Origin of the sequence: Rhodococcus sp. NPDC058521 (assembly GCF_042719695.1) — a bacterium.
Taxonomy (GTDB): Bacteria; Actinomycetota; Actinomycetes; order Mycobacteriales; family Mycobacteriaceae; genus Rhodococcus_F.
The window spans coordinates 41,767-53,788 of sequence record NZ_JBHXNL010000006.1; the positions used below are offsets into that span (position 1 = coordinate 41,767).

The 12,022-nt window shown below is 63.9% G+C and carries 12 protein-coding genes and 1 tRNA gene; 4 read left to right on the forward strand and 9 right to left on the reverse strand.

The annotated features are described in order from the left end of the window. Position 1 precedes the first annotated feature (1 nt). The 4 genes from ACFWO3_RS11650 to ACFWO3_RS11665 form a co-directional block, all read right to left on the reverse strand. Positions 2 to 1,171, reverse strand: coding sequence for an LLM class flavin-dependent oxidoreductase (locus tag ACFWO3_RS11650; protein WP_378577434.1), 1,170 nt, complete (start codon positions 1,169 to 1,171; stop codon positions 2 to 4). A 174-nt stretch (positions 1,172 to 1,345) separates the two neighbouring features. Further along, positions 1,346 to 2,563 carry an SfnB family sulfur acquisition oxidoreductase gene (locus ACFWO3_RS11655; RefSeq protein WP_378577436.1) on the reverse strand — a complete coding sequence of 406 codons (1,218 nt, stop codon included), beginning with the start codon at positions 2,561 to 2,563 and terminating at the stop codon, positions 1,346 to 1,348. Then, positions 2,563 to 3,786 carry an acyl-CoA dehydrogenase family protein gene (locus tag ACFWO3_RS11660; RefSeq protein WP_378577438.1) on the reverse strand — a complete coding sequence of 408 codons (1,224 nt, stop codon included), beginning with the start codon at positions 3,784 to 3,786 and terminating at the stop codon, positions 2,563 to 2,565. Before ACFWO3_RS11660 ends, ACFWO3_RS11655 begins: the two co-directional genes overlap by 1 nt. Continuing rightward, the gene (locus ACFWO3_RS11665) at positions 3,783 to 4,496 is read right to left on the reverse strand and encodes a hypothetical protein (RefSeq protein ID WP_378577440.1); all 714 of its coding nucleotides are present in this window, start codon (positions 4,494 to 4,496) and stop codon (positions 3,783 to 3,785) included. The genes ACFWO3_RS11660 and ACFWO3_RS11665 overlap by 4 nt, the downstream gene beginning before the upstream one ends. Positions 4,497 to 4,772: 276 nt before the next feature. Here ACFWO3_RS11665 and sfnG point away from each other — a divergent pair, with 276 nt between their 5' ends. After that, entirely contained in the window at positions 4,773 to 5,897 is a 1,125-nt protein-coding gene (sfnG, locus tag ACFWO3_RS11670) for a dimethylsulfone monooxygenase SfnG (RefSeq protein ID WP_378577442.1), read from the forward strand. Positions 5,898 to 5,903: 6 nt separating this feature from the next. Here sfnG and ACFWO3_RS11675 read toward each other — a convergent pair whose 3' ends face one another. The 3 genes from ACFWO3_RS11675 to ACFWO3_RS11685 form a co-directional block, all read right to left on the reverse strand. Then, positions 5,904 to 6,533: a TetR/AcrR family transcriptional regulator gene (locus tag ACFWO3_RS11675; RefSeq protein WP_378577844.1), complete on the reverse strand. Its 630-nt coding sequence runs from the start codon at positions 6,531 to 6,533 to the stop codon at positions 5,904 to 5,906. Between the two features lie 178 nt (positions 6,534 to 6,711). Continuing rightward, the gene (locus ACFWO3_RS11680; protein WP_378577444.1) at positions 6,712 to 7,506 is read right to left on the reverse strand and encodes an ABC transporter permease; all 795 of its coding nucleotides are present in this window, start codon (positions 7,504 to 7,506) and stop codon (positions 6,712 to 6,714) included. Next, positions 7,503 to 8,471, reverse strand: coding sequence for an ATP-binding cassette domain-containing protein (locus ACFWO3_RS11685; RefSeq protein ID WP_378577445.1), 969 nt, complete (start codon positions 8,469 to 8,471; stop codon positions 7,503 to 7,505). The genes ACFWO3_RS11680 and ACFWO3_RS11685 overlap by 4 nt, the downstream gene beginning before the upstream one ends. 92 nt (positions 8,472 to 8,563) lie before the next feature. Between ACFWO3_RS11685 and ACFWO3_RS11690 the strand changes: the two genes are divergently transcribed. Then, complete coding sequence (locus ACFWO3_RS11690; protein ID WP_378577447.1) at positions 8,564 to 9,379, forward strand: TetR/AcrR family transcriptional regulator; 816 nt, start codon at positions 8,564 to 8,566, stop codon at positions 9,377 to 9,379. On the opposite strand, the gene bcp is transcribed toward ACFWO3_RS11690, so the two are convergent. Further along, on the reverse strand, positions 9,357 to 9,830 hold the full coding sequence (gene bcp, locus ACFWO3_RS11695) for a thioredoxin-dependent thiol peroxidase (protein ID WP_378577449.1): 474 nt from the start codon (positions 9,828 to 9,830) through the stop codon (positions 9,357 to 9,359). The two genes, ACFWO3_RS11690 and bcp, sit on opposite strands and share 23 nt — an antisense overlap. A 196-nt stretch (positions 9,831 to 10,026) precedes the next feature. Here bcp and ACFWO3_RS11700 point away from each other — a divergent pair, with 196 nt between their 5' ends. Next, positions 10,027 to 10,248: a DUF3618 domain-containing protein gene (locus ACFWO3_RS11700; RefSeq protein ID WP_378577451.1), complete on the forward strand. Its 222-nt coding sequence runs from the start codon at positions 10,027 to 10,029 to the stop codon at positions 10,246 to 10,248. Between the two features lie 157 nt (positions 10,249 to 10,405). Here the strand turns inward: ACFWO3_RS11700 and ACFWO3_RS11705 are convergent. After that, positions 10,406 to 10,478, reverse strand: a tRNA-Lys gene (locus ACFWO3_RS11705). A gap of 266 nt (positions 10,479 to 10,744) precedes the next feature. Here ACFWO3_RS11705 and ACFWO3_RS11710 point away from each other — a divergent pair. Beyond that, positions 10,745 to 11,998 carry an Ig-like domain-containing protein gene (locus ACFWO3_RS11710; RefSeq protein ID WP_378577453.1) on the forward strand — a complete coding sequence of 418 codons (1,254 nt, stop codon included), beginning with the start codon at positions 10,745 to 10,747 and terminating at the stop codon, positions 11,996 to 11,998. The last annotated feature ends 24 nt before the right edge of the window (positions 11,999 to 12,022 follow it).

Here is a 12,022-nt window from a genome sequence, read left to right on the forward strand (position 1 = left end):
GTCAACCACTCACAGGGGAGAGGAAGGCAGTGGCTCCGGACGCCTCGCCACGGCCGCCGACCGGCTGCGCCAGTCCACGCCGTTCGAGGATCGGACGCACGCCCTCGCCGAAGCGGTATGCCTCCTCCAGGTGGGGGTAACCGGACAACACGAAGTGGTCGAGACCGAGTTCCGCGTACTCGGAAATCCGGTCGGCGACTTCCTCGTGCGATCCGACCAGCGCCGTACCCGCACCGCCACGAACCAGACCGACGCCCGACCACAGGTTCGGTGCGACCTCGAGGCTGCGGGCACCGACACCCTTCTCGTATGCGGCTCCGCCACCGTGTAGTTCACGCATCCGGCGCTGACCTTCCGAGCCCGAGCGGGCGAGACTTCGCTGGGCGCGCTCGACAGTGGCCGGATCGAGGGCGGCGAGCAGGCGGTCCGCCTCGGCCCACGCTTCCTCGGACGTGTCACGGGTGATGACATGCAAGCGGATTCCGTACGCGAGTGTCCTGCCCTGGAATCGCGCCAGATCGCGAATCCAATCGAGCTTCTCGCCGACGGCCGACGGCGGCTCACCCCACGTGAGGTAGGTGTCGGCGAACTGCGACGCGACCGTGCCCGCGGCCGGGGAGGAGCCGCCGAAGAAGATCGGGGGCGTCGGGTCCGGGACACGCTGGAGCTGTGCCTTCTCGACCTGCAGATGGCTGCCCTCGAAATCGACCGGGCCGTCGTTCGCCCACAACCGCCGGATGACGTCCAGGAACTCGCCACAACGTTCGTAGCGCTGCACCTTGTTCAGATGATCGCCGTATATGCGCTGCTCGTGATCTTCTCCGCCGGTGACCACGTTGAGAAGCAGACGACCGCCTGATTGCCACTGGAACGTCGATGCCATCTGTGCGGCCAGTGTCGGGCTCAGCAAGCCGGGGCGAAGGGCCACCAGGAATTTCAGCGTTTCCGTGGTGTCGACCATCATCGCGGTCGTGAGCCACGCATCCTCGCACCACGCGCCGGTGGGTGTGAGGACCGACTCGAAACCACTGCTCTCCGCCGCCGCACCGATCTGATTGAGGTAGCGCAGCGTTGCCGGGCGGTCGCCAATCATGCCGCTTCCGTGTCCGCCGGCGATGAGGTTGCGCGAATCGCCGTAGGTGGGAAGGAACCAGTGGAATTGCAGAGACACAGAACATCCTCGGGTAGACGTAGGCGGACCAGATTGGCAGATAGACGTAGGCGGACCAGATTGGCAGGTAGACGGAGGCGGACCAGATTGGCAGATAGACGGAGGTGGACATCTCAGTGAATCGAGATGTCCGCCGTCCATCCAGGGTTCGAATCAGGCTGAATCGAACGTCCTTCAGAGCAGTCCGTGGCGCGGGGGAACCGTGCCGGACAGTGTCCAACGCCCTACGTGCTGGATTTTCCAGCGTTCGGGATCGTGGAGCGTGTGGGTGCGAGCGTCGCGCCAGTATCGCGAGTGGTTGGCCGACTCGGACGCGCTGCGCGTGCCCCCGAGTTCGAACAGTGCGTTCGAGCCGGCCAAGGATGCGCGAGCACTGGCGACCTTGGCGACGGCGGCGTCGATGGATGCTGCTGCTGCCGTGGCCTCGGTGAGATGTGTTCGCGCCGTGTCGATGCTGCGGGCCGCGACCTCGAGGAGTGCGGTTGCGGAACGGACGGTGAGTGCGGTCTCGCCGGCCAGTTGAACGAGCAACGGATCTTCCACGGCTCGCTCCACGCCCGCTTCGAAGTAGGGCCGGGATTCTCCGGCGGCCTCGACGGCCGCACGCAACGCTCCGTTGGCGATTCCGGCATCGATGGCCGCGTGCAGGATTTGCGCTCGCGCTCCGTAGGTGGTGGGTCCGGCGAAAATCGGAGTGAACGGTACGACGTGTGCTGCGGGTACCGCCACCGATTCGAGGACAACGGTTCCGCTCGCCGTGGTCCGCTGGCCCATCCCTTCCCAGTCGTCGACGACGGATACGCCCACCGCGTCCCTCGGCACGAACGCAACGACTTTCGTCTGCTTGCCGGTGGTCGCGTCCTCGGCGCCAGGAAGGGCGGCCCTGACCGCGATCCACTCCGCGAACAGCGCCCCGGTGCTGTAATACTTTCGCCCCTCGAGGACGTAGCCGTCGCCGTCCGGGGTGAGTGTGGTTGCGTCGAAATCGATCGTCGCCGAACCACGTTCGCTCTGCGCGTTCGCGAACAACTTACCTGCGAGCACTTCCGAGTAGAAGAACTCCTGCTGGGTCTGGCTTCCCTGCAACCGAAGTGCTTCCAGGAAGGTGTAGTGGCTGTGCGGTATCTGCGCGATGCTCGGATCGCCTTCGGCCAACAGTCGAAAGACTTCGGTGAGAGTGACGGTCGAGGCGTCGATCCCGCCGTGCGCAGCGGGCACACTCAAGGCAAGCAGGCCGGACAGTGCGAGTTCACGGATCTGGTCGTGGGGGAGTACGCGGCCCCTGTCGCGATCCGCGGCATTCTCGGCGAAACGTGTGGACAGAGCGGTGGCAACCGTGATCGCCTCGTCCTCCGAGGCGATCACGGGACTCGTTCGGGTTGCAGTCACCATCAGGTGTACCACGTCGGTTCCGGCAGCTCGCCTGTCAGCACGTACCCGCCGACCTCCCGTCGCTTGTAGGGAAGTGGGTCGTGAAGGGTGTGGGTCCGCGCATTGCGCCAGAAGATGTCGAGTCCGACCGAGTTCGACGTGGATCGCGCACCAGTGAGTTCGAAGATCTTGTTCCCGATCTCGAGCGCGACCTCTGCGGCAAGCACTTTCGCGGCCGCGATGCGGATCGCGAGCTCACCACGACGCTGTTCGGTGAGGTTCTCACACGCTTCGTGCAGGATCACGTTCGCCTCGGCGTCGACCTGGTCGACCAATGCTTCCACTGTCCACAACTTCGCCTGCAGGTCTCCGTAACCTTCCCGCAGGTACCACTCGTCCGTCGCCGTCTCCTTGTTGTCGCCGCCGTACGGCCACGGCCGGGTGCGTGTCCGGGTGTACTCGGCGGCGGTTTCCAACGCGCCCTGGGCAATACCGAGATAGAAGTTGGCGAACACGATCTCGAGCGCTGGAAAGTTCAATGTGTTGTATACCAATGGTCGGAAGACTTTGTCCACGAAACCGGCTGCCCCGGACCAGTCGACCTCGACGTCGTTGATTTCCACCGCCCCCGAGTCGGTGAGCCTCTGCCCGAGATTGTCCCAGTCTCCCCTGAAAACGATGCCTTCCTGTGCTGTGGGAACGATCGCGAAGACATGCGTGGACGTGCCGTCGATAATTCCTTCGAGAACGGTGAGGTCGGTTGCGCGGCCACCGGTGGAGAAGGACTTCACACCGTTGTAGACGAGCGTGCCGCCTCGGTCGACGATGGTCAGGTCGCTGTCACGCGGATTGACCGCGCCACCGAACAGGAAGTTGTTGCGCGTGTACAACTCTTCGACTGCGCAGATCTGGGGCTCGGTGCCGACCAGTCGCACCGCCCACGCCCACAGATAGTGGTAACCGAGGAGTTGGCCTATCGATCCATCGGCGCGTGCGACCTCGCGGACTACCCGGTATGCCGTCTCCCACTGTTGTCCACCGCCACCGAACTCGGCGGGACCGAGCAGCGTGACCAGTCCGCTGTCCTTGAGAAGCTTGACCTCTTCGTACGGTGCGCCGCCCGCACGATCACGGTCGAGTGCGTCCTTGCGGAGGATGGAAGCCACCTCATGGGCGCGCCCCAGCCACCCCTCCGTGTCGTGCGGGGCAGCTGCCCAGGTGGTTTCTTCGGCGGTGATCGTCATGCGGTCTCTTCCTTCGCGTCGTCGGATGTTCCGATGGCCCATACGTAGATCGGTTCGGTGCCGTTGATCTCGTGATCGCCGACGACCTTCGCCTTGAATACGGTCGGATTGTGGCTCGATACGGTGCGTGCGTTTCGCCAGAATCGGTCGAGGTCCCAGTCGCGGCTGACGCCGGACGCTCCGAGCGCGTCGAAGATCTTCGCCGTGGCTGCCACCACGAGCGAAGTCGAGGAAATCTGGCCCTGTGCCGAAGCTGTCTCGGCGGCGATGTTCGCCCGCTTCTCCTCGTCCACATCTTCGGAAAAGGCTGCCTCGTAAGCCCACTGGGCCGGCTCGGCGGCGTGAAGTGCGATGGCCTCTGCCGCGTGTGCGGCCGCCGAGACCTCTCCGACGATTTGCTGAATCTGCGGTTCGTGCCGGTAGGTCGGTGCATTACCGTGGCTGAATGTCCGAGTTCGCGCGGCAACGCGTTCGGCGATGGCAGTGGTGGCTGCGCGGGCGATACCGGTCAGAGTCGCGAGATGGAACAGTTGGTAGAACGCGGTCTGGTACTTGAACCGCGTCGAGAAGTCGATGATGTTCTCCGGTTCGACAACCGCGCTCTCGTAGGTGGAGGTCCCGGAGCCCGTCGTCTGTTGTCCGAATCCGTTCCAGTCGTCGCTGTGAGTCACCCCGGGTTGCCGGGCGTCGAGTGCTGCGATCACGAACATGCCGGTGTCGGTGCGCTGGGAGTACAGGTCGATCCAGTCGGCGAAGATCGACCCGGTGCTGTAGTACGACGTCCTCCGCGATACGCGCGAAGATGGGCCGGAACCTCTCGGCGAGGCTCTCGTACTCGATCTCGCTCGCAATGCGTTGTGAGTGTCGTACCTGTGCGGCGGTCATGACTGTCGAAGCTCGCAGACGGACCGCATGCAGGTGAACCGTTGTGCGCGCCGTGATTCGAAAGGTGGAGCCCGCTGCGACGAACAGGTTGTATGCAGAGCATGTCAACGGAGAACATTGCCGAGCGGATCAAGTTCGCCTACTGGGTGCCCAACGTCAGCGGCGGGCTCGTCACGTCCGACATCGAACAGCGGACGAGCTGGGACTACGAGTACAACAAGAAGTTGGCCCGGACGGCGGAGAACAACGGCTTCGAGTACGCGCTCAGTCAGGTCCGCTACGAGGCCAGTTACGGCGCCGAGTACCAGCACGAGTCGACGAGTTTCAGTCTGGCGCTGTTGCTCGCCACCGAGCGACTCAAGGTGATCGCAGCAGTGCACCCCGGGCTGTGGCAGCCCGGGGTGCTGGCCAAGCTGGGTGCGACTGCAGACCACCTCTCGAACGGGCGTTTCGCGGTCAACGTCGTGAGTGGGTGGTTCAAGGACGAGTTCACCCATCTCGGTGAGCCGTGGCTCGAGCACGACGAACGGTACCGGCGCAGCGCAGAGTTCCTGGAGGTGCTCCGCAAGATCTGGACCGAGGACGACGTCGACTTCCGAGGCGACTTCTACCGAATCCACGACTTCACTCTGAAGCCGAAACCCCTCAACACCGTGGAACGCCCGAATCCCGAACTGTTCCAGGGCGGGAACTCGGCGGCAGCTCGTCGCAATGCCGGCCGCTACTCCGACTGGTACTTCAGCAACGGCAAGGACTACGACGGTGTCACCGAGCAGATCGTCGACGTCCGTCGCGTCGCGCGAGAACACCAGCGGGAGGTGAAGTTCGGGCTCAACGGCTTCATCATCGCGCGTGACACGGAGAAGGAAGCGCGAGAGACGTTGCGCGAGATCATCGCCAAGGCGAACACGCCGGCAGTCGAAGGATTCCGCTCGGCCGTGCAGCAAGCGGGTGCGTCCACTGCCGACAAGGCAGGCATGTGGGCCGATTCGTCGTTCGAGGACCTCGTCCAGTACAACGACGGATTCCGCAGCCAGCTCATCGGCACGCCGGAACAGATCGCCGAGCGAATCGTGCAGTATCGCCGCCGTGGTGTGGATCTGATTCTCGGTGGCTTCCTGCACTTCCAGGAGGAAATCGAGTACTTCGGTGCCAAGGTGCCCCCGCTCGTACGTGAACTCGAGGCCGCCGAATCCGACGACAGGACTCTCGTCGGCGTCGGATGATTCGGGTCACTCGGAAGGGGTGTCGCTCGACGTACGTGATTCCTTCTCCGCGACCAATAGGTACGCGATCATGAGGCGTTTCAGTTCGGCCACCGCACTGTCGTGACTCTGATCGTCCTGAACCGAAAAATTCAACATCGAGTAGACGACGTGGACGAGTACTTCGGCCATCATCTTGCGTCGCTCACGCGGAGTCTGTGGCGTGAGCGGCGCGAGCATGCGTGAAACCTGTTCGGCGAAAGCCTTTTCGTGGATGACGCCGGTGGCGCGCGTCGACGGGGTGGATTGCATCGCCAACCAGACTTCTCGTCGCGACGGGTCGGTGGTCCACAGGTTCGACATGTGATCGACGAAGCTGTTGAGGAAACGGAGCCAGTCGAGAGATGGTACCTCGCCGTTGAACTGGGCGAGTTCGTGCTGAACGCCGACAAGATCCTGCCGATTGAGCTCACAGACGATGACGTACTTGTTCGCGAAGAACTGATACAGCGTGCCGATGGGGACATCGGCGCGTGAGGCGACCTCCTCGCATGTGAACGATTCGAACCCGACGTCCACGAGAAGTTCACGGGACGCCGCTAGGAGCGCGTCGAACTTGCGTCGACTGCGCTCCTGCGTCGGACGGCGGCGCGGCATCAACTCCTGAGGGTCGGATTGCAACTCCAACGCCGGATCGTTACGCCGCGGCACCTTCTTGTCTCCTCGAGGCTCCACGGGCACAGGTTATCCGCATTCCGCGTCGAGGCGGCCAACCGTGGGTAGCTCGGCGTCGGGTGTCGCTCGCCGACTCATGCCCGACTGTCGGCTCGCCGACTCATGCCCGACTGTCGGCTCGCCGACGGTACGCACTCGTGGCGAACCCGAACCCCACACACCCGATCCCCACGATCCAGGCTGCCGCGGTCCATCCCGCGCTCCCGACGGGAGCGTCCGAGAGCAGAGCGCGCAGCGTCTCGATGATCGGAGTCATCGGCTGATACTCGGCGAAACCGTGCATCCAGGTGGGCATCGTCTCGGTCGGTACGAAAGCGCTGCTGACATAGGGCAGAAACAGGAAACCGAAGGTGAACCCGCTCGCCGCCTCGGGAGTCTTGGCGAGCATGCCGAGTCCTGCGCACAGGAAGGACAGGGCGGTGACGAAACCGGCGATCACGGCGATCGCAGCGAGCCAACCCAGCACGCTCGCGGAGGGACGGAATCCCATGACGACGGCGAGAACGGTGACCAGCGCGGTGGTCGCAAGGTTGCGAACGAGGCTTGCGAGGACGTGGCCGGTCAGAACCGCGGACTGGGCGATGGCGAGCGTGCGGAATCGGGTGACGATGCCTTCGACCATGTCGCTGCACACCGAGACCGCGGTCGTCGAAGCGCCCCACGCCGAACAGAGAACGAGAATGCCGGGTACGACGTAGTCGAGATACTCGGTGCCCGTGTCGATCGCGCCTCCGAACACGTACACGAACAGCAGCATCAGCAGAAACGGCAGGGCGACGGCGACGATCATGGAATCCGGACTGCGCAGAGTGTGTCTCAGACTCCGGCGCAGCATCGTGAGCGAATCTCGCGTCGTACGAATCCGGGTCGTCGTATCGACGGGTCGTGTGGTCATCGTGCAATCGCCTCTCGTGAAACCTCGTTCGCGTTCACGGCACCGGTGTCGGTGAGCGCGAAGAACACGTCGTCGAGGGTGGGGGTGTGTATCTCGATGCGGTCCACCGTGACCGAGGGGTCGAGAGAGTCGAGGACCGATTTGAGGGATGCGACGCTGCCGTCGGTGTCGACCTCGACTGTAAGCTTGTCCTCGTTGCGATTCCCGTTCGGGAGATCTCGAACGACTCGCTCGAAGTCGCCGGGGTCGTCGAATCCGAGTTCGATGTGTCCGCCCGGTACCAATCGTTTCAGCTCGGCGGCAGTGCCTTCCGCGGCGATCCTGCCGTGATCGAGGACCGCGATGCGGTCGGCGAGTTCGTCGGCTTCGTCGAGGTACTGCGTCGTGAGGAACACAGTGACACCGTCCCGCGTCAGCTCGCCGACGATGGTCCACATTTCCTGTCGACTGCGTGGATCGAGACCGGTGGTGGGTTCGTCGAGAAATAGGACCTCGGGGTGGCCGACGAGGCTCATGGCGATGTCGAGACGGCGCGCCATCCCGCCCGAATAGGTGCCGGCACGGCGGTGAGCGGCGTTCTCGAGATCGAAGCGTTCGATCAGCTCGGTGGTTCGGCGTCGGCCCTCTCCCTTGCCCAGGTGGTGGAGGTCTGCCATCAGGTGCAGGTTCTCGGTGCCGGTCAGTATCTTGTCGACTGCCGAGTACTGACCGGTGAGGCTGATGGCCCGCAGGATGTGCTGCGGAGCCTCCCGAAGGTCGTGACCGGCGACGCTGACGTTGCCGCGATCCGGCGGCGTGAGCGTCGACAGGATGTCCACGGTGGTGGTCTTACCCGCGCCATTGGCGCCGAGCAGTGCGAACACGGTGCCTCGGGCCACGTGGAAGCCGATGCCGTCGAGCACCGTGCGGTTTCCGTATCGCTTGACGAGGTCGGTGACGGCGATTGCCGGGTCGTCGGGGGTCATGACACTCCAATACTGTGTATGGGATATACCGGTGTATATACGGTACACAGTTTTAGGATCGTGGCAATACCTCGATCGGATCGGATTGGAAATTGACACCAGGCGACGACAGGGGTTCCGAACGCGCGGTGCCCGCGAACGGTGAACCCGACCTGTCGGCACTACCGCATGTCGTGCAGACGGCATGGGGGCTGAATCGACCGGGCACGCGCGGCCCCAAGCGCGGGCTGAGCGTGGGCCGCATCGTGGACGCGGCCGTTACCCTGGCCGACGCCGAGGGGCTCTCGTCGATATCGATGGCACGCGTCGCGAAGGAACTCGGATTCACGACCATGTCTCTGTACCGCTACGTCGAGAGCAAGGACGATCTGATCGAGCTCATGGTCGATCGGGCCGTCGGACCTCCGCCCGAACTGATGCCAGAGCTCGGGTGGCGCGAAGCGATCGAAAGGTGCGTCGTCGCCGAGTACGACACGGTGAGCAGGCGCGGATGGTGGCTGGACCTGCCGATCGGCGCGCCGCCCACCGGCCCGAACAATCTGGCCTGGCTGGACCACATGCTGCGCGCTCTCGAGCCGACAGGGTTGGCGGAATCGACGAAGGTGGAGGTGGCGATGAACCTCTCGACCTATGTGATCGGCCGCGCGCGGCTAGCCAAGGAGATGGCTGCGAACATGAACGGGCCGGGCGCCATCGACTACGGCACGGTCCTCCCCGTGCTCCTCGACCGGTCCAAATACCCGGCGTTGCTCAGAGCAGTGGAGTCGCGCGCGTTCGAAGGCGGCGAAGACCCGACCAAGGAGCCGGACTGGCACGGTTTTCGCCTCGGCCTCGATCTGATGCTCGACGGCCTCGAAGAGTTCGTGCGAAAGACAGTAGGAGAGGTCAGACGGAAAGGTCGCGCCTGAGCTTCGCCACGTGGCCGGTCGCGCGCACGTTGTACTGGGCGACCTCGATCTTGCCCTCCTCGTCGACAACGAACGTCGAGCGAATGACGCCCTGCACGACCTTCCCGTACAGCTTCTTCTCACCGAACGCGCCCCATGCCTCGAGGGTGGATTTCTCGGGATCGGAAAGCAGGGGAAAGGTGAGATTCTCGTTGTTTCGGAACTTCGCGAGCTTGGCCGGCTTGTCGGGCGAGATGCCTAGGATGTCGAGGCCCGCGCCGTTCAGATCGGCGAGGTTGTCCCGAAAGTCGCAGGCCTGCTTGGTGCATCCGGGCGTGCTCGCGGCGGGGTAGAAGTACACGATGACCTTCCGGCCTCGGTAGGAGCCCAACGACACGTGGTTTCCGTCCGCGTCGGGGAGGGTGAACTCGGGTGCTGTGTCGCCCGGGGCGAGCCTGTTGTTGTCGGTCACGCCGCCCAGGCTAGTCGAGGGAACCGGCACGACGACGTCTCCGTGCGGACCATCGTCAACTACGCTCGAGTCCGCGTGTGCGTTCGGCCGCGTCGGTGGCGCGGTACGGTCGTTCACACTGCACGATCCTCGTAGCTGTCGAAGGCGGGTACGAGATCTGCATCCCGATACATCAGTCGAACCAGTTGGAGGATACGTGCCCAGGGACACCGAGAGCATCGAGCGCGAGATCGAGAACGCCCGGAATCAGCTCGCGAGCACTCTCGACGAATTGACGGTGCGCGCGAATCCGAAGCGGCTCGTGGAGAACACCAAGCAGACGGTGGCCGCGAAGATGAACGAACCCGCGGTCAAGTACGGACTGATCGCTGCCGGTGCCGTCGTCGGGCTGCTGGTAATCCGCAAGATTCTTCGCTGACCGAACTCGGTACTCGTACGGGCTGTTCCGCGAGTTTGCCGCACGGCAAGTCTTCCGGCGCGGCCCGTACGTCGTATCACGGGTGGGCCGACGCGTTCGAACGGCCGGAAACGGAAAATGCCTCCCTTCCTCGCGATGAGGAAGGGAGGCATTTCTGTGCGCCCACAGGGACTCGAACCCCGGACCCAGTGATTAAGAGTCACTTGCTCTACCAACTGAGCTATAGGCGCTCGCTCTTGCGAGACAGAACAGTAGCGGACCCGTTCTCGCGAATGCAAATCAGCTGGTGGCGGGCCGGGGGGGCGGTAACAATGTCCATATCGCCATCGATTGATATTCGAAAGTTACGGCTGCCTCGCCATATTGGTTGGAACGGGCGCCGAGCGGCTGGCATCATTGGTGGTCACACGGTCTCGACGCGCTGATCGTCTCGCGGAGGCGAGGGACGAGCCGGCTGGAACGTGAATTCGGAGCGAGAACGTGAAGTGGGGTTTCCATGAGTCTGTGGCGCGGTTCGTCGGCGCGTGGCCGAGGTGTGACGTACCTCTCGGGTCGTAGTCCTGTATCGAGGGCTGCGGCGGGGATGGCCGTGGCGCTGGTGGCGACATTGGCGGCGGCCGGCTGCTCGATCGGTTCGGGTTCGTCGAGCGAAGGGCAGGCGCCCATCGACTCCAACCCCTTGACCGAGCTCATCAAGCCGAAGGTGACCGTCTCGGCGGCCGACGGCGCAGTCGGTGTGTCCCCGGGCGTACCCGTGTCGTTGAACGTCGACGACGGCACGTTGGCCGCGGTCACCATGCGCAATCAGGACGGACGCGAAGTTCAGGGTGCCATCGCACCCGACGGACTTTCCTGGGTCACCACCGAGCCGCTCGGATACAACAAGCAGTACTCGGTAGAGGCGAAGGCCAACGGTCTCGGAGGCGCAACAGTCAGTACGTCCTCGTTCACGACCAGCTCCCCGGGCAATGTCACCAAGCCCTACGTCATGCCCGGTGAGGCCAGCGTCGTCGGTATCGGACAGCCCGTCGCGGTGCAGTTCGACGAGGACATCGCCGACCGCCGCGCGGCCGAGAACGCCATCACCGTGACCACGAATCCTCCGGTCGAGGGCGCCTTCTACTGGGTCAACAATCAGGAGGTCCGGTGGCGTCCGCAGGCGTACTGGGCGCCCGGCACGAACGTCGACGTCAACGTGGACGTCTACGGCACCGACCTCGGCGACGGGGTGTTCGGTCAGGAGAACGCGCACACCAACTTCACTATCGGTGACGCAGTGATCGCCACGGCGGACGACAACACGAAGCAGGTCACCTTCGAGGTCAACGGCCAGGTCGTGATGACGATGCCCACTTCGATGGGCAAGGACGACACGCCTACGGACAACGGTGTCTACATCATCGGCGACCGCTTGGCGTCGATGATCATGGACTCTTCGACCTACGGCGTCGCCGTGAACTCTCCCGAGGGCTACAAGACGCCGGTCGAATGGGCGACGCGTATGTCGTACAGCGGCATCTTCTTCCACTCCGCTCCGTGGTCGGTGGGGCAGCAGGGCTACTCCAACACCAGCCATGGTTGCCTCAACTTGAGTCCCGCGAACGCCAAGTGGGTGTTCGACAACACCAAGCGCGGCGACATCGTCGTCGTCAAGAACACGGTGGGCGGAACACTGTCCGGCACCGACGGGCTCGGTGACTGGAACATCCCGTGGGAGGTCTGGAAGGCCGGCAACGCGGACAACGCATGACCCGCAAGCTTCGATTCGAAAACG

What these genes read in the sequence shown, in the direction of transcription:
- ACFWO3_RS11655 (WP_378577436.1), bottom strand. Translation starts at nt 2,563, where the DNA reads ATGGTGACTGCAACCCGAACGAGTCCCGTGATCGCCTCGGAGGACGAG.
- ACFWO3_RS11660 (WP_378577438.1), bottom strand. Translation starts at nt 3,786, where the DNA reads ATGACGATCACCGCCGAAGAAACCACCTGGGCAGCTGCCCCGCACGAC.
- ACFWO3_RS11665 (WP_378577440.1), bottom strand. Translation starts at nt 4,496, where the DNA reads ATGTTCGTGATCGCAGCACTCGACGCCCGGCAACCCGGGGTGACTCAC.
- sfnG (WP_378577442.1), top strand. Translation starts at nt 4,773, where the DNA reads ATGTCAACGGAGAACATTGCCGAGCGGATCAAGTTCGCCTACTGGGTG.
- ACFWO3_RS11675 (WP_378577844.1), bottom strand. Translation starts at nt 6,533, where the DNA reads ATGCCGCGCCGCCGTCCGACGCAGGAGCGCAGTCGACGCAAGTTCGAC.
- ACFWO3_RS11680 (WP_378577444.1), bottom strand. Translation starts at nt 7,506, where the DNA reads ATGACCACACGACCCGTCGATACGACGACCCGGATTCGTACGACGCGA.
- ACFWO3_RS11685 (WP_378577445.1), bottom strand. Translation starts at nt 8,471, where the DNA reads ATGACCCCCGACGACCCGGCAATCGCCGTCACCGACCTCGTCAAGCGA.
- ACFWO3_RS11710 (WP_378577453.1), top strand. Translation starts at nt 10,745, where the DNA reads ATGAGTCTGTGGCGCGGTTCGTCGGCGCGTGGCCGAGGTGTGACGTAC.